The sequence below is a fragment of the Streptomyces sp. SS8 genome (assembly GCF_054072955.1).
Map to the genome: position 1 here is coordinate 156283 of NZ_JBSVCZ010000005.1, position 18749 is coordinate 175031.

15 protein-coding genes are annotated in these 18749 nt (G+C 73.7%); 11 read left to right on the top strand and 4 right to left on the bottom strand.

What is annotated here, in order from left to right; translation table 11 throughout:
- Positions 1–161: 161 nt before the first annotated feature.
- Positions 162–1988, bottom strand: coding sequence for an endonuclease/exonuclease/phosphatase family protein (locus ACW69E_RS07225; RefSeq protein ID WP_457497342.1), 1827 nt, complete (start codon positions 1986–1988; stop codon positions 162–164).
- A 274-nt stretch (positions 1989–2262) separates the two neighbouring features.
- Between ACW69E_RS07225 and ACW69E_RS07230 the strand changes: the two genes are divergently transcribed.
- Positions 2263–3816, top strand: coding sequence for a hypothetical protein (locus ACW69E_RS07230; protein ID WP_457497343.1), 1554 nt, complete (start codon positions 2263–2265; stop codon positions 3814–3816).
- A 93-nt stretch (positions 3817–3909) separates the two neighbouring features.
- Positions 3910–5376, top strand: coding sequence for an alkaline phosphatase PhoX (locus ACW69E_RS07235; RefSeq protein ID WP_457497344.1), 1467 nt, complete (start codon positions 3910–3912; stop codon positions 5374–5376).
- A 145-nt stretch (positions 5377–5521) separates the two neighbouring features.
- On the opposite strand, the gene ACW69E_RS07240 is transcribed toward ACW69E_RS07235, so the two are convergent.
- From ACW69E_RS07240 to ACW69E_RS07250, 3 genes are all read right to left on the bottom strand, one after another.
- Positions 5522–5713 (bottom strand): hypothetical protein, encoded by a 192-nt coding sequence (locus tag ACW69E_RS07240; protein WP_237882241.1) that lies wholly within the window; start codon positions 5711–5713, stop codon positions 5522–5524.
- 327 nt (positions 5714–6040) lie between these two features.
- Positions 6041–7204: a TerD family protein gene (locus ACW69E_RS07245; RefSeq protein WP_457497345.1), complete on the bottom strand. Its 1164-nt coding sequence runs from the start codon at positions 7202–7204 to the stop codon at positions 6041–6043.
- Between the two features lie 107 nt (positions 7205–7311).
- Positions 7312–7584, bottom strand: coding sequence for a GlsB/YeaQ/YmgE family stress response membrane protein (locus tag ACW69E_RS07250; RefSeq protein WP_093848310.1), 273 nt, complete (start codon positions 7582–7584; stop codon positions 7312–7314).
- 464 nt (positions 7585–8048) lie between these two features.
- On the opposite strand from ACW69E_RS07250, the gene ACW69E_RS07255 reads away from it, so the two are divergent.
- From ACW69E_RS07255 to ACW69E_RS07295, 9 genes are all read left to right on the top strand, one after another.
- Positions 8049–9260, top strand: coding sequence for a hypothetical protein (locus ACW69E_RS07255; protein ID WP_457497346.1), 1212 nt, complete (start codon positions 8049–8051; stop codon positions 9258–9260).
- A gap of 328 nt (positions 9261–9588) precedes the next feature.
- On the top strand, positions 9589–10266 hold the full coding sequence (locus ACW69E_RS07260; protein ID WP_457497347.1) for a GntR family transcriptional regulator: 678 nt from the start codon (positions 9589–9591) through the stop codon (positions 10264–10266).
- Positions 10263–11180 (top strand): dihydrodipicolinate synthase family protein, encoded by a 918-nt coding sequence (locus ACW69E_RS07265; protein WP_457497348.1) that lies wholly within the window; start codon positions 10263–10265, stop codon positions 11178–11180. Before ACW69E_RS07260 ends, ACW69E_RS07265 begins: the two co-directional genes overlap by 4 nt.
- Positions 11177–12970: an L-arabinonate dehydratase gene (gene araD, locus ACW69E_RS07270; RefSeq protein ID WP_457497349.1), complete on the top strand. Its 1794-nt coding sequence runs from the start codon at positions 11177–11179 to the stop codon at positions 12968–12970. Before ACW69E_RS07265 ends, araD begins: the two co-directional genes overlap by 4 nt.
- Before the next feature lie 108 nt (positions 12971–13078).
- A complete protein-coding gene (locus tag ACW69E_RS07275) occupies positions 13079–14035 on the top strand; it encodes a carbohydrate ABC transporter permease (protein ID WP_457497350.1) in 957 nt (318 codons plus the stop codon).
- A complete protein-coding gene (locus ACW69E_RS07280; RefSeq protein WP_457497351.1) occupies positions 14032–14940 on the top strand; it encodes a carbohydrate ABC transporter permease in 909 nt (302 codons plus the stop codon). Before ACW69E_RS07275 ends, ACW69E_RS07280 begins: the two co-directional genes overlap by 4 nt.
- Positions 14940–16223, top strand: a complete 1284-nt coding sequence (locus ACW69E_RS07285) for a Gfo/Idh/MocA family protein (RefSeq protein ID WP_457497352.1) — start codon at positions 14940–14942, stop codon at positions 16221–16223. The genes ACW69E_RS07280 and ACW69E_RS07285 overlap by 1 nt, the downstream gene beginning before the upstream one ends.
- Positions 16220–17101: a DUF6807 domain-containing protein gene (locus ACW69E_RS07290; protein WP_457497353.1), complete on the top strand. Its 882-nt coding sequence runs from the start codon at positions 16220–16222 to the stop codon at positions 17099–17101. Before ACW69E_RS07285 ends, ACW69E_RS07290 begins: the two co-directional genes overlap by 4 nt.
- Positions 17098–18660, top strand: coding sequence for a family 43 glycosylhydrolase (locus ACW69E_RS07295; RefSeq protein WP_457497354.1), 1563 nt, complete (start codon positions 17098–17100; stop codon positions 18658–18660). Before ACW69E_RS07290 ends, ACW69E_RS07295 begins: the two co-directional genes overlap by 4 nt.
- Positions 18661–18749: the final 89 nt, after the last annotated feature.

Below are 18749 nucleotides of genomic sequence, written 5' to 3' on the forward strand. Positions count from 1 at the left end.
CGACGTGCCACTCCTGCCCGCCGCGCCGGGCGGCGCAGCCGCACGGTCCAACGATAGGAGGATCATGACGGTCACGCCCCGCGCGGCGGAACGTGTCGGCCGTGCCGCCCGCCCGCTTTCCGGGCGGGCGGCACGGCCGGTTCTCACGGGGGCGCCCCGCCTCAGGGACGGAAGCGGATCACCTGGGGGTCGTGGTCGCTCGCCTGGTCGGCGAACTCCGCGTTGACGTGCACGATGTCGTAGTCGAAGCGGTCGATGCCCGGGGAGACCAGGGTCTGGTCCAGCACCTGGGCGTTGCCGTCGTAGACGTAGGTGTAGCGCTCGTCCTCGGGCAGCGAGAGCACCGCGCTGTGCAGCGCGCCGCCCGCGGTCAGCTCGCGGGTGGTGGCGGAGAACTCGAAGTCGTTGATGTCGCCGAGGACGACGACGTTGGCCTTCCGCTCCACCGCCAGCACCTGCCGCACGAAGTGGTTGACCACCTTCGCCTGCGCGGTGCGCTGGACCTCGGAGGAGCGCCTGGGCGGCTGGACGGCCGCGTGCAGGGACTGGTCGCCGCCCTTGGAGGCGAAGTGGTTGGCGACCACGATGACGGTGCGGCCGCGGAAGCGGAACTCGCCGGCCAGCGGCTTGCGGCTGTCCTCCCAGGCCGTGTCGTTGGGTGCGACGCGGGCGGGGGAGTGGGTGAGCACGGCCCGGCCGCGCTCGCGCTCCACGCCGACCGCGGTGGTGGCGTCACCTCCGGGGCGGTCCACGAAGGAGACCCGGGCGGGGTTGAAGAGGAAGACGTTGCGGATGTTGCCGCCGGGCTGGCCGCCGTCGGCGTCGTCGACGGGATCGACGGTGCGCCACTCGTAGCGCGGGCCGCCCGCGGCCGCGATGGCGTCGGTGAACCTCGCCAGCGTGGCGTCGGCGGAGACCACCTCGTCGTTCACCGGGCCGTTGTCGTCCTGGATCTCCTCCAGGGCGAGGATGTCGGGGGCGGCGAGGTTGTCCACCACGCCCCGGGCCAGCCGGTCGAACTTCTCCTGGTCGTTGCCCGGGTGGAGGTTCTCGACGTTGTAGGTGGCCACGGCCAGTTCGCCGCGGCGCTGGGCGCGGGTGCGCTCGCGCTCCAGGCCGCGGTCCTCGACCTCGCCCAGCTCGCGGGCCACCACGTGGTAGCCGCCGTACTGCTCGTAGTCCAGCGGGCCGGTGGTGGAGCCGGCCAGCACGTCGCCGGTGTTCGCGGTGGGGAAGGGCTCCTGGGACAGCGGGGTGAGCGACTCGACCTTGAGGCGGCCGGAGTTCTGCCCGTCGTAGCCGCCGTAGACGGTGCCGCCGCGCGCCGAGGGGTTCTGCTCCGGCCTGACGGTCACCCACAGTTCGGCGTACTGGGTGCTGGGGCCGGTCACGCGGGCGTCGCGGATCTGTACGTCCATGCCCTCCAGGGACTCGTACAGGTCCAGCGCGTAGGTGCCCGGGCGCAGTCGAAGCCCCTCGATGCTCCCGTCCGCGGCCGGGTCGCCCTGGGGCGCGTAGGCCTCGGGGACGGAGGCGGAGTCCAGGACCACCGGGGCGGGCAGGGGGTTGCCGGAGGAGACGACGGTCACCTGGGGGCGGGATATCTGGGTGAGGGTCTGGTTGCCCGAGGAGTTGCCGCCGGGGCGGTACTCGGTGACCGTGCCCGAGACGCTCACCAGGTCGCCGACGGCCACCTGGGGGGCGGAGCCGGTGTAGACGAAGAGGCCCTCGCTGGTCGCCGGGTCCGCGTCGGGGGCGGTGTCCTGCATCCAGAAGCCGCGCGAGCCGTAGGTGCGCACGCCGGTGACGACGCCGGACACCTGGGAGACCCGCTCGCCGGCCAGCGGCGAGACGCGGGTGGCGCCCTGGATGTCGTGGATGCGGACGGCATCGGCCGGCTCCGCCGCCGAGGCGGGGACGGCCAGCAGCGTCGAGGTCAGGGCTGCGACGGTGAGTGCGGCGGTACGAGCCGCCTGGGATCTGCTCAAGGGGTCCCTCCGGGACGGTGCTGTGGGTGCCGGACGTGCTGGACGCGCCGGGCGGAGAGCCGAAGTGCGGTGCCGGGAAGCCGGTGACGCCGCCCGTGGTTCGCGCTGTTCGGTTTCTACGCGCGTAACGTGCCGCTCTGGTCAGGTGCTTGTCAAGCGGCTGCCGGTGTACGCGGGTGGAAGGGCCGGTGAACCCGGCGACGGGCACGGAAGCCGTCTACGCTGGGGCAGCGATCACAACGCCCGCCTCATCGAATCGAGGAGCGCCTCCCCCATGACCGGTGACGACCGTCCCACCGTGCCGCCCGTACGGCTGCCCGCCGAAGCCGAACTGGCGCGGGACGCGCTGGCCTCACCACTGCTGTCCCGGGCCGCCCGGCTCGCGCGCTGGGCCGGGGAGGGGATCCGGGTCGGCGCCGGCGGCGAGCTCCCCGACGAGTCGCTGGAGCGGGCCGCCGCCCACCTCGGCCTCGAAGGGGAGGACGGGCTCGCGGACGCCGAGCGGGCCTGGGACACGGCCCTGGACACCGGCCTGCTGGAGATCCGCGAGGACGGCGGGGCCGGCGAGGGTGACGGGACCGGCGGGGAAGCGGGGGCCGGCGGGGACGGAGAGGCCGGGGACGGCACGGCGGTCCCCGGCGAGGAACTGTCCCTGCTCACCGGGGGCGCCCCCGCCGACGTACTGGACATCTGGCGCGACGGCCTGGAGGCGGCCCTCTCGGACGCGGCCGCCCCCGCCCTTGAGGATCTGCTCGGCGAACTGGGCGCCGAGGGCGAGGACGGCCGGATCGACCCGGACTCCCTTGACCTCGACGCGCTCGACTGGGACCCGGAGGAGGAGGCCGACTTCCTCGACGGCGCCCTGGGCAACCTCTACGTCCTGACCGCGACCGACCCCGCCGTGACGGACGGGGCGATGGTGCCGCTGCCGGTGCTCGCCGCCTCGATGGTCGCCCCGGAGGACATGGAGCACCCCACCGACTCCGTTCTGGAGGACGTCTCGACGGCGATGGTGAGGCTGGACGAGCAGTTCCGGATGCTGGAGCCGGCCGGGATCGTCGACTACCGCCCCGTGGACGAGGCCCTGATCGAGGAGGCCGACGGCGCCGAACCCGACGGGCTCGGCGCGCCGGACGACTCCGGCGGCCCGGACGAGGAGGACCTGGCCCGCTACGGCATGGTCCGCCTGACCCCGCTCGGCCTGTACGGCGTGCGGCAGCGGCTGCTGGAGGCGGGCGTCCACGCCCCGGTCGTGGGCGATCTGGCGCAGGAGAGCGCAGAGGAGCTGCTGGCCGCCCTGCCCGGCCACGGCGAGGAGGCGGCCCGCCACGAGATCGAGCTGTGGCTCGCCCGGCGCACACCCCTGGAGGCCGCCCGCGAACTCCTCGCCGCCGCCCGGGGCGACGACCGGGACGCGCCGCGCCGCCGCCTGGCCTGCCAGCAGGCCCTCTCGATCACCGGCGCGGAGGCCGAGCCGGCCCTGCGCGAGGTCCTCGACGACGGCCATCTGGGCGGACTGGCCCGGGTGTGGCTCTCCGAGCGCGGTTTCGCCGACGTGCCCGCGCCGTCGGAGGAGATGGTGTTCTGGCTGACCGTGGACACCCTGGCCGCCCAGCTGGCCACCGAGGAGGGCGGGGACGGCTCCGAGGAACTGCGCGAGCTGGTGCGGGGCCTGGTCGACCAGCACAGCGGCTTCTTCGACAAGGCGTGGCGCGTCGACCACCCGGCGACCGGGGAGGTGCTGGAGGCGATGAGCCGTGTGCACCCCGACCGCAAGGCGGCCAAGGACGCCCGCAAGGCGGCGTACAGGGCGCGGTCGCGCGGCTGAGCCGACCGGTTCGGCCCGTGTTCAACCCGCGTTCGCCGTAGGGCGGGATCGTGGTCGGCACCGTGCCATCGCGCGAAGCCGACGGGAGAGACGATGCCGACCAGCAGCGAAGTCAGCCGCCCGGACCTCAGCAGACGGTCGGTCGTGGCCGGGGCCGGGATCGCCCTCACCGGCAGTGCGGGCATCCTGGCCGGCACCTCGGGCGCGTTCGGAATCCCGGGCGGCGACGACCGCGACGGGCGACGCGGACGGCGGGAGGAGGGCGCACCGCGGGGCTACGGTCCGCTGGTGCCCGATCCCGAAGGGGTGATCGCCCTGCCCGCGGGCTTCTCGTACCGCGTCCTCACGCACTGCGGCGTCACCCGGCTGGAGAGCGGCGAGTACACCCCTGCCGGGCACGACGGCACCGCGGCCTTCGACGGCCCCAGGGGCAGGACGCTGCTGGTCAACAACCACGAGCTGAAGGGCCCCCGGGGAGACTGGGAGCACCCGGTGCCGCTCGCCGAGGGGCTGGTCTACGATCCGGCCGCCGCGGGGGGCTGCACGGTCGTGGAGGTCTCGCACGACGGGGAGAAGCTCGCCGAGTGGGTGGGCATCGCCGGCACCTCCACCAACTGCGCGGGCGGGGTGACCCCCTGGGGCACCTGGCTGACCTGCGAGGAGAACTCCGACCGGGCCGGCGAGAGGGGCATGACCCGCGACCACGGCTACGTCTTCGAGGTCGATCCGCGCGACGGGCGGGCCAATCGCGAGCCCAGGCCCCTCAAGGCCCTGGGCCGTTTCGACCACGAGGCCGTCGTCGTGGACCCGCGGCGCGGTCACATGTACCTGACGGAGGACGACTCCGGCCCCAACGGCCTGTTCTACCGGTGGGTGCCGCCGCACGGCTTCCGGCACGGACGGGGGAGGCTGCGCTCACTGGCCGACGACGCGGGCGTCCTCCAGGCGTTCCGCTGCTTCGACTCCGGCGGCCGGTTCGTCGACGACCTCTCGCGCGCGGTGCGCCCCGGCACGGTCTACGGGGTCGACTGGGTGGACGTCCCCGACCGCGACGCCCGCGAGGTGCCCGTCCGCGGGCAGTTCACCGGAGACGAGGTCACCCGCGCCCGCAAGCTGGAGGGCATGTGGTGGGCCGACGGCGGCGCGTACGTGGTGGCCTCCTACGCCCGTGACGAGGACAGCCCCGGTGAGCCCCACGACGGCCAGGTGTGGTTCTACGACCCCCGGCGCCGCACCCTCACCCTCAGACTGCGCTTCGGGGTCAACCGCGACCCGCACGAGCCCGGCGGCCTCGACGGCCCGGACAACATCACGGTCTCGCCGTACGGCGGGGTGATCATCGCCGAGGACGGCGAGGGGCTCCAGCACCTGATGGCCGCGGACGACCGCGGCAGGGCGTTCCCGATCGCGCGCAACGAGATGAACATCGGCACGCAGGAGGAGCCGGAGTACAGCGAGTTCGCCGGGGTCTGCTTCTCGGGGGACGGCCGGACGCTGTTCGCCGGGATCCAGGAGCCCGGCATCCTGCTGGCGATCACCGGCCCCTGGCGGCGCCACTGAGCCGCCGCCGCGCCGCGGCTTTCGCCGGGGGAGCGGGCCGGGGGCCGTGACCGAGCGGAAGGGCCCGCGGGAGATCGTCTCCCGCGGGCCCTTCCGCGTCGTGCCGGCCCCGTGTCGGCGCCGCGGCGGTGGTGCGCCGGCGGTCTCAGGCCGCGGTGGTCATCCCGTGCCGCTCGGCCGCCCGCCACAGGCTCCGCAGCCGGTCCAGCTCGGCGAGCTCCGCCCGGGACCAGGGACGGTCTCCGTGGGCGCGGACGAAGGCGCGGAGCGCCTCGTTCGCCTGGGCGGGGGTCTGGGGCCCGGGAGCCGGGGATCCTTGCTCGGGAGTGGTGGACATATGACCAGCGTAGGGGCTGGGTATGACAGCGGCAGGTCCCTTCGGTTTCCCTTCCGCCGCATAGTTCAAACCTCAATCGCTCCGCAAATGCCCGAAATGGTTGCTGACCTGCGAATATGGCTGCCGGTGCGGGGAGTTGGGGCCATCGGGGCTGCCGGCGGATGCGACGGATATCACGTCCGCCGCCTCTCCCCTGGTGCGGCCGGCGCCCTGCGGCAAGGGGCTTCACGATTCCCGCGCGACTTTCTCGCGCCCTCTCCTCCGTCTCCCCTCCGCTTCTCCGCGGCCGGAGCTTCCCCCGCCGCCGGCCCTCGGGCGCGGGCTCTCCTACAGGGCCGCGCCGCCCGGCTTCACCATGCCGCGGACGGTGCGGGAGTCCACGTAGTCACCCAGTGCCGTCATCTCCCACTCGCCCGAGAACTGCCGGATCAGCTTGCACATCAGCACGCCCGTGCGCGGCTCGGAACCGGTCAGGTCGAAGCGGACCAGTTCCTCGCCGGTGGCGGCGTCCAGCAGGCGGCAGTACGCCTTGGCGACCTCGGTGAACTTCTGCCCGGAGAAGGAGTTGACCGTGAAGACCAGACCCGTCACCTGCGGCGGGAGGCCGCCCAGGTGGACGGTGATGGCCTCGTCGTCGCCCGCGCCCTCGCCGGTGAGGTTGTCGCCGGAGTGCTGGATCGCTCCGTTCAGGATGGCGAGCCTGCCGAAGTAGCAGTTGTCGATCTTCTTGCGGCCGGCGTCATAGGCGATGACCGACGCGTCGAGGTCGACGTTCTTGCCGCGGAAGGCGGGCTCCCAGCCCAGCCCCATCCGGACCGAGGCCAGCAGCGGCTTTCCGCCCTTGACCAGGGAGACGGTCTCGTGCTTCCGCAGGTCCACCCGGCCCTTGTCCAGGTTGATCTTCCCGGTGGCGGCGGGAGCGGCGGCGGGCGCGGGAGGGGCGGCCGGCGGGGCGGCCGGCATGGCCGGAGCCGCGGGCGCGGCGGTCGCGGCGGGAGCGGCGGGCTCCTCCACCGTCACGCCGAAGTCCGTGGCGATACCCGCCAGCCCGTTCGCGTACCCCTGGCCGACCGCGCGGACCTTCCAGGCGTCGCCCCTGCGGTACACCTCGACGACCACCAGCGCCGTCTCCGGACCCAGCCGGGGCGGGGTGAAGGTGGCCACCACCGCGCCGCTCGCCGCGTCCCGCACGGTCGCGGTGGGCTCGGTGCCGGCGAAGGTCGCGCCCGGGGCGTCGAGGCTGGCCGTCACCACGATCTTCTCGATGCCGGCGGGCACCGCGGCGGTGTCCACGGTGATGGTGTCGAGGCCGCCCGCCGAACTGTGGGACACCCCCGGGGCGGAGGGCTGGTTGTAGAAGACGAAGTCGTCGTCGGAGCGCACCTTCCCGTCGGCGGCGATCAGCAGGCCGGAGACGTCGAGCCGCGCCGGCGCGGTGACGTCCACCGCCACGCGCGCGGTGGGCAGCGGAAGGTTCGAACCGGGAGTCATTGCAGTCATGGTCCGGATAACGGACCAGGCGGCTTTACGGTTCCATTACCCTCCGCCGTCCGGGGACACGCTCCGTGCCGACGGGCCGGGGCGCGGGCGGGCCGGCCTCAGCGGGACGGGCGCGAGTGGCCGAAGAGCAGCCGGTAGGCGATCAGCAGCACCAGGGAGCCGGCGACCGCCGAGACCCACAGGGCCGGGTCGTAGAAGTCCCGCTCCACCGGGCGGTCCAGATAGGTCGCGGACAGCCAGCCGCCCACGAACGCCCCGACGATGCCGATGAGCGTGGTACCCACCAGCCCGCCCGGGTCGCGGCCCGGCAGCAGGATCTTTGCGACGACCCCCGTGACCAGTCCGAGCACCAGCCAGCTCACGATGTCCACGATCGAACCCCTCCCCGCCGCGGGAGTCCGCCCGCGGCCCGTGATCTTCGCGGGCCATCATGCCCGAACGGGGGTGCTCTCGAACACCGTCCGGCCGGGCGGCCGGGGGCGGTGCGGGACGCGCCGCGCCGGCGGCCGGGCCGGGCGGGGACGGATGCCGGCCTCTCCTCCCCTGAGCGCCGTCCACATCCGTGTACTCGGCGGGAAGTTCACGCTGCCCGCCTCCGGGCACACCACTGCCCGTGCTCGCCGTTCCGGCCTCGAACTCCGGTAAGTGGAGGCAATCTGCGCCCTGTTCAGGTGAGCGTACATACGACATCACCGTGGACGGCCGGGCGGGGACGGGAGGAGGCTGTCGCGGTCCGGTTCCCTGATCTAGCCTTCGCGCGTCCGGCCCTTCCCCTGCGGCCGGTCCGTCCATCCGGTCCGTGCGACCGGACCCGTCTCACACCAAGGAACCGCCGATGAGAGCTTCCGCGTTCGTCTACCCCTGGGACGTCGTCGGCGACCCGGCCGCCGCCCGCCGGATCGCCGACCTCGGTGTCGAGCAGGTCACCCTCGCCTCCGCCTACCACTCCACCAGGGCACTCACGCCCCGCCATCCGCGCCACCGCGTCGTCGCAGCCCGGCACTCCGCCGTCTACCACCCGATCGACCCGGCCCGCTGGGAGGGCCGGCGGCTGCGCCCGTACGCGCAGGACTGGGTCGCGGGCGAGGACCCGTACGGCGAGGCCGCGGCGGCGCTGGCCGATGCCGGACTGGAGGTGCACTCCTGGGTGATCCTCGCCCACAACACCCGCCTCGGCGGCGAGCACCCGGACCTGACCGTGCGCAACGCCTACGGCGACCGCTACCCCTGGGCGCCCTGCATCGCGCGGGAGGAGGTGCGCGCCTACGCCGCCGCCCTGGCGGCCGAGGCCGCCGTGCGGCCCGGTGCGCGCGGGGTGGAGCTGGAGTCCTGCGGCTGGTACGGGCTGGGGCATCTGAGCGCCCATGACAAGACCGGCGGGGTGCGGCTGGACGGGGCCGGCCAGTACCTGATGTCGCTGTGCTTCTGCCCGGAGTGCGAGGCGGGGTACGCCGGGCACGGCGCCGACCCCGGGCGGCTGCGGGGTGCCGTGGCCGGCGCGCTGGAGCCGCTGTGGCGCGGGGAGCGCGGGGAGACGGCCGACGGGCGCGGCCGGGAGTGGGAGGAGGTGGAGAAGCTGCTGGGGCGGGAGTTCGCCCGGGCCGCGGCCGACTGGCGCAACCAGGTAGCGAGCGCTTTCCAAAACGAGGTCGTGACAGCCGTGCGAAAGGCCGCGGAGGCTCAGCGGACGGAAGGATTCCGAGTGTTGCTCCACGCCGATCCGGCACCCCATCGCTGCGGCGCCAACGTCGGTGTGGACCCCGCCGCGATCCTCGCCCTGGCCGACGGTGTGGTGCTGCCGTGCACCGGGGACGGCGCCGAACGCGAGGCCGTCCTGGCGCCCTTCGCCTCGCACCGGAGCCCCTCCACCGTGCTCGCCGCCAACTTCACGGTGGTTGGGGGGATGGGCGGACATCCGGCGCGGCTGGCCGAGGACGCCGCGCACGCCAGGGAGCTGGGGGCGACCGAACTGCGGCTGTACCACGCCGGTCTGGCCTGCGAGGCGGACCTGGCGGCCGTGCGCGCCGCGCTCGCGCGTCTGGGCTGAGTCGTACCGGGCGGCACCGGGTGGTGTCGAGCGGCGCCGGGCCGGCGCGCGGGCGCGGCCCACGGCAGCTCCCCGTGATCGCCTACGCATTCGCCGTCGCACGCAGTAAGCGCTTTCGGATCGGTCCCCGAAAGTTCTGTCAGAACCGTTGACGGAGCCCGGGGGTCGCCCTACTTTCGTCCCACCGCACGTCGTACGCGATACGTCATACGCCATATCTCGTGCGTCATATACGAGATATGGCGTATGCGGGTGTGCGCAGCGCCGAGGTGCCGCGCACACCGCCGCCCGTACGCCCGTCGCCGCAGCCGATCTGAGAGCCGACCGCATGAGAGCCCCCCTGACCGGTCCCGCACCGGTACCCGTCCCCTCCAGGACGCAGTACGTCATGGAGCATCTGACCCACGCCATCCTCACCGGACAGCTCCCGCCCGGGCAGCCGCTGGTGGAGACCGAGCTGGCCGCGAGATTCGGCGTGTCCAAGACCCCGGTCCGCGAGGCGCTGAAGACCCTCGCGGGCCGCGGGCTGGTCGTGATGAGCGAGTACAAGGGCGCCACCGTGCGCACCGTGGACGCCTCGATGGCCCGCTCGGTCTACGACGTGCGGCTGCTGCTGGAGCCGGAGGCGCTGCGCCGCACCGTCACGGCGAAGGCGGACCTGGCCGGGGCCCGGGCCGCGCTGGAGCGGGCCGACGCCGCCGCCGACCGGGCCGACCGCTCGCTGGCCAACCGGGACTTCCACCGGGCCCTGTACCTGCCCTGCGGCAACCCGCTGCTGACGCGGATGCTCGACGACCTGCGCGACCAGGCGGCCCTGGTGTCCACCGTCGCCTGGGAGGCCGTGCCCTCCTGGGAGCACGAGGCCGCCGAGCACCGGGAGATCCTCACCCGGGCCCTGGACGGGGACGCCGACGGCGCGGCCCGGCTGCTGCGCGACCACATCGAGGGATTCGTCCGCCGGGCCTTCCCGGCCGTGGAGAACCAGGAAGGTCAGGTCCAGGCATGACGGACTTCTCCCCCCGGCGGGCCGCGCTCGCCGACGTCGTGGCGATCCCGGTCACACCGTTCGACGAGCGGGGCCGGCTCGACGCCGGCGCCTACCGGGCCCTGGTCCGCCGGCTGCTGGACGCCGGGATCCGCGCCGTCACCCCCAACGGCAACACCAGCGAGTTCTACTCCCTCACACCCGCCGAACGGCGGCTGGAGGTCGAACTGACCGTGGCCGAGGTCGAGGAGGCCGGAGGGAGCGCCGAGATCGTCGTGGGCGTCGGCCACGACCCGGCCACCGCGGTCGCCGCCGCCGAGCAGGCCCGTGACGCCGGGGCCGGCATGGTGATGGTCCACCAGCCCGTCAACCCCTATGTCTCGCAGGCCGGCTGGGTGGACTACCACCGGGCCGTCGCCGAGGCCGTCCCGGAGGTGGGGGTCGTCCCCTACCTGCGCAACCCCCTCATCGAGGGCTCGGCCCTCGCCCGGCTCGGCGAGGAGTGCCCCAACGTCATCGGCGTCAAGTACGCCGTCCCCGACGCCGCGCGCTTCGCGGCCTTCGCCCGCGACGCCGGCCGGGACCGCTTCGTGTGGGTGGCCGGGCTCGCCGAGCTGTACGCGCCCGCCTACTTCGCCTGCGGCGCCACCGGCTTCACCTCGGGCCTGGTCAACGTGGCCCCGCGGATCTCGCTGGAGATGCTCCGCGCCCTGCGGGCCGGGGACTTCGGCGCCGCGATGGAGGTGTGGGAGAGCATCCGCGTCTTCGAGGACCTGCGCGCCGCGCAGCAGTCGGCCAACAACGTCTCCGTCGTCAAGGAGGCCCTGGCCCACCTCGGCCTGTGCCGCCGCGACGTCCGTCCGCCGAGCCGGACCCTGCCCGAGGAGCAGCGCGCCGAGATCGCCGGGATCGTCAAGGGATGGGAGGCGGCATGACCGAGCAGCAGGGCCGGAACGAACAGCACGAGCGGCCCGGGCGGCACGGCCGGAGCGGCGGCCCCCGCGCCCGCCTCGCCCCCGAGGAGCTGCGCAGCCACCAGTGGTACGGCACCGACGGGCTGCGCTCCTTCAGCCACCGCGCCCGCACCCGGCAGCTCGGCTACCTCCCCGAGGAGCACCTGGGCAAGCCGGTCATCGCGATCCTCAACACCTGGTCCGACATCAACCCCTGCCACCAGCACCTGCGCGAGCGCGCCGAGGCGGTCAAGCGCGGGGTGTGGCAGGCCGGCGGTTTCCCCCTGGAGTTCCCCGTCTCCACCCTCTCGGAGACCTTCCAGAAGCCCACCCCCATGCTCTACCGCAACCTGCTCTCCCTGGAGACCGAGGAGCTGCTGCGCTCCTACCCGGTGGACGGCGCGGTGCTGATGGGCGGCTGCGACAAGACCACCCCCGCCCTGCTGATGGGCGCGGCCAGCGCCGACCTGCCCACCGTCTTCGTCCCCGCCGGGCCCATGCTGCGCGGCCACTGGCGCGGCGAGACCCTCGGTTCGGGCACCGACATGTGGAAGTACTGGGACGACAAGCGCGCCGGCCTCATCGGTGACTGCGAGATGGCCGAACTGGAGTGCGGCCTGGCCCGCTCGCCCGGCCACTGCATGACCATGGGCACCGCCTCCACCATGACCGGCGCGGCCGAGGTGCTGGGCGTGACCATGCCCGGAGCGTCCTCCATCCCCGCCGTCGACTCCGGCCACTCCCGGATGGCCGCCGCGGCCGGGCGCCGGATCGTGGAGCTGGCCTGGACCGACAGCAGGCTCTCCACCGTCCTGACCCGCGAGGCGTACGAGGACGCCGTCGCCGCCGTGTGCGCGCTGGGCGGCTCCACCAACGCCGTCATCCATCTGATCGCCATGGCCGGGCGGTCGGGCGTCGGCCTCACCCTGGACGACTTCGACCGGATCGCCCGCACCACGCCCGTGCTGGCCAACCTCCGGCCCGGCGGGAAGTACCTGATGGAGGACTTCCACTACGCGGGCGGCATGCCGGGCTTCCTCTCCCGGCTGCAGGGCCACCTCCACCTGGAGCGGCCCACCGTCGCCCACGACACGCTGCGCGAGCAGATCGCCGGCGCCCTCGTCCACGACGACGACGTCATCCGCACCGCCGACAACCCGCTCGCGGCCGAGGGAGGCGTGGCCGTACTGCGCGGCAACCTCGCCCCGAACGGCGCGGTCATCAAGCACATCGCCGCCGAGCAGCACCTGATGAAGCACACCGGCCCGGCGGTCGTCTTCGACGACTACCGCACCATGCAGGCCACCATCAACGACCCGGACCTGGGCATCACCGCCGAGAGCGTGCTGGTGCTGCGCGGCTCCGGACCGCTGGGCGGACCGGGCATGCCGGAGTACGGAATGCTGCCGATCCCCGACCACCTGCTCAAGCAGGGCGTGCGCGACATGGTCCGCCTCTCCGACGCCCGGATGAGCGGCACCAGCTACGGCGCCTGCGTCCTGCACATCGCCCCCGAGTCCCATGTGGGCGGGCCGCTGGCCCTGGTGGAGACCGGCGACCCGATCACCCTCGACGTGGCCGCGCGCACCCTGCGCCTGGAGGTCGACGATGCCGAACTGGAACGCCGGCGCGCCGCCTGGCGCCCGCCCGGGCGGCGCTACGGGCGCGGCTACGGGGCGCTGTACGAGGAGCATATCACCCAGGCCGACACCGGCTGCGACTTCGCCTTCCTCGCCCGGCCCGGCGAGGTCCCCGATCCCTACGCGGGCTGACCGCCCGCACCGCGCCACCACCGCACCACAGACCGTCCGAACCACCCGCCGACACGACATCTCGAACGACGTTCGACAGTCATTCGACGACAGAACGGAGCACCGGCAATGGCCCTCACCGCCGTGCCGAAGAAGCGCCCCCTGCCGGGGAGGCCGGGGAAGCCGGAGAAACCGGGGAAGCCCGGGATCACCGGGAAGCGCGGCCTGCCGTACCTGCTGATCGCGCCCGCCGGGCTGCTGATGCTGGGCTTCATCGCCTACCCGATGCTCAGCGTCCTCTACTACAGCCTCCAGCACTACAACGTCACCAAGCCCTGGCGGAACGGCTTCGCGGGTCTGGACAACTTCCGGGAGATCTTCTTCGAGGACCCGCTGTTCTGGCAGACCCTCGCCTTCAGCGCCAAGTGGGTCGTCGCCGAGGTCGGCCTCCAGCTCGTCTTCGGCCTGGCGCTCGCCCTGATCGTCAACCAGACGTTCGCCGGCCGCGGCATCGCCCGGGCCCTGGTCTTCTCGCCCTGGGCCGTCTCCGGTGTGCTCACCACCACCATCTGGATCCTGCTGTACAACCCCTCCACGGGCCTGAGCCGCTACCTGGCGGACGCCGGCATCGGCGAGTACGGCACCTCCGTCCTCTCCGACACCGGAACCGTCTTCTGGGCCGCGGTGCTGGCCGAACTGTGGCGCGGCGTCCCCTTCTTCGCGATCCTCATCCTCGCCGACCTGCAGTCCATCTCCAAGGACCTGTACGAGGCGGCCTCGGTGGACGGCGCCGGCCGCTTCCGGCAGTTCTGGCACATCACCCTGCCGCACCTGAAGGACGCGATCATCCTCTCCACCCTGCTGCGCGCGGTGTGGGAGTTCAACAACGTCGACCTGCTCTACACCCTCACCGGCGGCGGACCGGCCGGCGTGACCACCACGCTCCCGCTCTACGTCGCCAACACCGGCATCGAGGGCCACGACTTCGGCTACGCCTCCGCGCTGACCACCGTGGCCTTCGTGATCCTGCTCTTCTGCTCGATCCTCTATCTGCGCCTGAGCAAGTTCGGAGGCGACGACAAGTGACCGCGGCAATCGTGGAGAAGGGCGCCCAGGCGCCCGCCCCGGCCGACGGGGAGACCCCGCCCCCGGCCCGCGGGAAGGCACGGCAGCGCAGGCTCGACGACGGGCCGCCGCGCTGGCAGATCTACCTGCCCCTGGGCATCTACCTGCTCTTCACCCTCATCCCCTTCTACTGGATGCTGCTGTTCGCCGTCCGCCCCTCCGGCTCCACCTCGCTGGTGCCCTGGCCGATGACCGGCGAGCACTTCGAGAAGGTCTGGACGGAGCGCAGCTTCGGCACCTACTTCCTCAACAGCACCCAGGTCGGCATCGCCTCGATGGTGATGACGATGGCGGTGGCCCTGGCCGGCGGATACGCCCTGGCGCGCTTCCGGTTCCGGATGAAGAACGCCTTCATGCTGGCGCTGCTGTGCTCGCAGTTCATCCCCGGCGCCCTGATGCTGGTCCCGCTGTTCGAGACTTTCCGCAACCTCCAGCTCATCAACTCCATGTGGAGTGTGATCATCGCGGAGACGGTCTTCCAGCTCCCGCTGTCGATGATCCTGATCAGCGGCTTCATCAAGAACGTCCCCGAGTCGCTGGAGGAGGCCGCCTGGGTGGACGGCTGCTCCCGGCTGCGGGCGTTCGCCGCCATCGTGCTGCCGATGCTGCGGCCCGGACTGATCGCGGTGGGCTCCTTCGCCTTCGTGCACAGCTGGAACCACTTCCTGTTCGCCCTGATGTTCCTCTCCTCGCAGGAGAAGCAGACGATCCCGGTGGGCCTGAACACCCTCATCGGCTCCGACAGCGTGGACCTGGGCGCGCTCGCGGCGGGCGGCGTGGTCGCCGCCGTGCCCGTGGTGATCATCTTCGCCTTCATCCAGAAGTGGCTGATCACCGGATTCAGCGCGGGGGCGGTGAAGGGCTGATGACTCCCACCGCACCCACCTCGTCCGCCCCCGCGTCCGGCACCGCCCGTCCCCTGCCGGTCGTGCTGGCCGGCGCCCGCGGCCACGGCCGCTGGCACCTGGACAACATCCGCCGCCTCGCGCGGGAGGGCCTGGTCCGCCTGGCCGGGATCTGCGAGCTGACCCCGCTGGACGGTGACGAGCTGGCCGGCCTCGGCAGCCCCGAGCAGTCGGCCGACTTCGCGGCCCTGCTGGAGAGCACCGGTGCGCGGATCGCCGTGGTCTGCACCCCGATCCACACCCACACCGACCTGGCGCTGACCGCCGCCGAGCGGGGCGTGCACCTGCTGCTGGAGAAACCGCCCGCGCCCTCGTACGCGGAGTTCGAGCGGATGGTGAAGGGAGTACGGGCGGCGGGCGTCGCCTGCCAGATCGGCTTCCAGTCGCTGGGCTCGCACGCCGTCACAGCGGTGCGCGGCCTGATCGCCGACGGCGCGATCGGCGCGGTGCGCGGCATCGGCGCGGCAGGCGCCTGGAGCCGCGACCTGGCCTACTGGGACCGCGCCCCCTGGGCCGGCCGGCGCCGCCTGGAGGGCCGGGACGTGGTGGACGGCGTCCTGACCAACCCCCTGGCCCACGCGGTGGCCACCGCGCTGCGCATCGACGGCGGCGACCGCGCCGAGGACGTCGCCGGCATCGAGCTGGAGCTGTACCGGGCCAACGCCATCGAGTCCGACGACACCTCCTGCGTCCGGCTGCGCACCGCGCACGGCGACGGGACGGCGGGCGAGATCACCGCGGCCGTGACCCTGTGCGCCGAGCGGCCCGGCGAGCCCTACGTCGTCGTCCACGGCACCGGCGGCCGGATCACCTTCTGGTACAAGCAGGACCGCCTGCTTCTGGAACGCGACGGGCACGCGCCCGAGACCACCGAGCACGCCCGCACCGACCTGCTGCGCAACCTCGTGGCCCACCTCACCGGCGGCGAGGAGCTGCTGGTGCCGCCCGAGCGCACCGGCGCCTTCATGCGGCTGGTGGAGGCCGTGCGCACCGCGCCCGAGCCGCGCCCGCTGCCCGGCGGCGCCTGGCGCACCGAACCCGGCACCGGCGGCGACGGCTCCGCCCGGCGGATCGTCACCGGCATCGACGAGCTGGTCGCGGCCGGGGCCGAGGAGCTGGCCCTGTACTCCGAGCTGTCCGACGGTTCCGGCCCGCGCGCCCCCTGGGCCGCCCCGGCGGAGCTCCGGCGGCGGTCCGAGCGGGAAACCGAGCGGGAACTCGAGCGGAAGGGAGCCGGGGCATGACCGCGCCGCACCCGCAAACCCCCGAAACCGCCGGGTCCGTCGAACTGCGCTGCGGCGGACGGACCGTGGCCCGCTACGAGTACCGGCCGCGCCTGGCCGGGAGGGAGTCGCCGCGCCCCTACCTGCACCCCGTCCGCACCCTGGGCGCCACCGCCGTCACCGAGCTGCGGCCCGCCGACCATGTGCACCACCTCGGGGTGAGCATGGCCGTCCCCGACGTCGGCGGCGCCAACTTCTGGGGCGGACGCACCTTCGTCCGCGACCGGGGACCGGTTGAGCTGGACAACCACGGACACCAGAGCCACCTGGGCTGGACCGACCTGCGCGAGGACGGCTTCACCGAGGAGATCGCCTGGCAGCGGGACGGAAGACGGCTGCTGACCGAGCGCCGCACCGTCACCGCACGGGCGCTGGACGCGAAGTGCTGGGCGCTGGACTTCACCACCGAGCTCACCAACGTCTGCGGCGAGGAGCTGTCGGTGGGCAGCCCGGCCACCAACGGCCGCCCCGGCGCCGGCTACGGCGGCTTCTTCTGGCGCCCGCCCATCGGCCCCCGCCCGCCGGAGGTGTTCACCGGGGACGCCGAGGGCGAGGAGGCGGTGCACGGCTCGCGGGCGCCCTGGCTGGCCATGGCGACCGACGCCTGGACGCTGGTGTTCGCCGGGGCCACCGGGGAAACCCGCCGCGACCGGTGGTTCGTACGCGCCGCCGAGTACCCGGGCGTGGGCTCCGCGCTGGCCTGGGACCGCAGACTGCCGCTGCCCGCCGGGCGGCCGGTGGTGCGGCGGGTGGTCACCGGTGTCGCCGACGGGCGGCTGGCGAGGGCCGCCGCCGCCGAGGTCGCCGCCCGGCTCACCGGGAAGGAGGCGGCCCGATGACGGCCCTCCCGGCGACCGCGCCACCCACCGCCCCGGCCGGCACGTACCGCAACCCGGTGCTGGACGCAGACTGGTCCGACCCCGACGCCATCCGCGTCGGCGACGACTACTACCTGACCGCCTCCAGCTTCGGCCGCGCCCCCGGCCTGCCGATCCTCCACTCCCGCGACCTGGTCAACTGGCGGATCATCGGCCACGCCCTGAAGCGGCTGGAGCCGGAGCAGGCGTTCACCGTCCCGCGCCACGACTGCGGGGTGTGGGCGCCGTCCATCCGCCACCACGCCGGCCGCTTCTGGATCTTCTGGGGCGACCCCGACCACGGCATCCACCAGATCAGCGCCGAGGACGTGCGGGGCCCGTGGAGCAGACCGCACCTGCTGAAGGCCGGCCGCGGACTGATCGACCCCTGCCCGCTGTGGGACTCCGACGGCCGCGCCTATCTGGTGCACGCCTGGGCGAAGTCCCGCTCCGGGATCAAGAACCGGCTCACCGGCCACCGGATGAGCCCCGACGGCCGCGAACTGCTCGACGCCGGCCGCACGGTCGTCGACGGCGACGCGCTGCCCGGCTGGTTCACCCTGGAGGGCCCCAAGCTCTACCGGCACGGCGGCTGGTACTGGATCTTCGCCCCGGCCGGGGGAGTGGAGACCGGCTGGCAGGGCGCGTTCCGCTCCCGGGACCTCTTCGGCCCCTACGAGGAGCGCATCGTGCTCGCCCAGGGCCGCACCGGCGTCAACGGACCGCACCAGGGGGCGTGGGTGCGGGCGGCCGACGGCTCCGACTGGTTCCTCCACTTCCAGCAGCGCGGCGCGTACGGGCGGGTGGTGCACCTGCAGCCGATGGACTGGGACGGACAGGGCTGGCCGGTGATCGGCGACGGGGGCGAACCCGTCGCCGCCCACCGCCCGCCCCTCCCCGCCGAGCGCCCGGCGGCCCCCGCCACCGACGACGACTTCCCCGGCGGCCGCTTCGGCCACCAGTGGTCCTGGACCGCCAACCCGGGGCAGGGCTGGACGGTCGCCCACGGCGGTGACGGACTGCGGCTGGTCTGCCGCCGCACCGCCGACGCCCACGACCTGCGCCGGCTGCCGAACGTACTGGTCCAGCGGATGCCCGGCCGCCCGTGCACGGCCGAGGTCGAGCTGCGGCTGGACGGCTCGGGCGCCGGCGCCAGGGCCGGACTGGCCGTCCTGGGCGACGCGTTCGCCTGGATCGGCCTGGAGCGGGACGCCTCGGGGACGACCCGTCTGGTCCACCGCTTCGCCGAACCCGCCGCCGAACACGAGCGGGACGCCGCCCGCTCCCGGCCCGCGCCGAGCGGCCGCGCCCGTCTGCGCGTCGAACTCCTCCCCGGCGCCCGCTGCCTGTTCTCGGCGCGCACCGGGGACGACGGCGGCTTCGTTCCCTCCGGCCCGCCCTTCGCCGCCACCCCCATGGCTGGGGTTCCCCATGTCGGAGACCAGGGGCGGGTGGGCGCCCAGCTCGGGCTGTTCGCCACCGCTCCAGATGGCGGCGGACCGGCCGGAACCGCGGACTTCACCCGGTTCCGCGTCACCTGAGCCGGCCCGCCGGACACCACCGCACCCGGACAACCGCACCCGGACACCACCGCTTGGCCCACCCCCAGGACACAACGCACCCCGACCCA

What these genes read in the sequence shown, in the direction of transcription:
- ACW69E_RS07235 (WP_457497344.1), top strand. Translation starts at nt 3,910, where the DNA reads ATGCCGACCAGCAGCGAAGTCAGCCGCCCGGACCTCAGCAGACGGTCG.
- ACW69E_RS07260 (WP_457497347.1), top strand. Translation starts at nt 9,589, where the DNA reads ATGAGAGCCCCCCTGACCGGTCCCGCACCGGTACCCGTCCCCTCCAGG.
- ACW69E_RS07285 (WP_457497352.1), top strand. Translation starts at nt 14,940, where the DNA reads ATGACTCCCACCGCACCCACCTCGTCCGCCCCCGCGTCCGGCACCGCC.
- ACW69E_RS07275 (WP_457497350.1), top strand. Translation starts at nt 13,079, where the DNA reads ATGGCCCTCACCGCCGTGCCGAAGAAGCGCCCCCTGCCGGGGAGGCCG.
- ACW69E_RS07240 (WP_237882241.1), bottom strand. Translation starts at nt 5,713, where the DNA reads ATGTCCACCACTCCCGAGCAAGGATCCCCGGCTCCCGGGCCCCAGACC.
- araD (WP_457497349.1), top strand. Translation starts at nt 11,177, where the DNA reads ATGACCGAGCAGCAGGGCCGGAACGAACAGCACGAGCGGCCCGGGCGG.
- ACW69E_RS07295 (WP_457497354.1), top strand. Translation starts at nt 17,098, where the DNA reads ATGACGGCCCTCCCGGCGACCGCGCCACCCACCGCCCCGGCCGGCACG.
- ACW69E_RS07245 (WP_457497345.1), bottom strand. Translation starts at nt 7,204, where the DNA reads ATGACTCCCGGTTCGAACCTTCCGCTGCCCACCGCGCGCGTGGCGGTG.
- ACW69E_RS07265 (WP_457497348.1), top strand. Translation starts at nt 10,263, where the DNA reads ATGACGGACTTCTCCCCCCGGCGGGCCGCGCTCGCCGACGTCGTGGCG.
- ACW69E_RS07255 (WP_457497346.1), top strand. Translation starts at nt 8,049, where the DNA reads ATGAGAGCTTCCGCGTTCGTCTACCCCTGGGACGTCGTCGGCGACCCG.
- ACW69E_RS07290 (WP_457497353.1), top strand. Translation starts at nt 16,220, where the DNA reads ATGACCGCGCCGCACCCGCAAACCCCCGAAACCGCCGGGTCCGTCGAA.
- ACW69E_RS07230 (WP_457497343.1), top strand. Translation starts at nt 2,263, where the DNA reads ATGACCGGTGACGACCGTCCCACCGTGCCGCCCGTACGGCTGCCCGCC.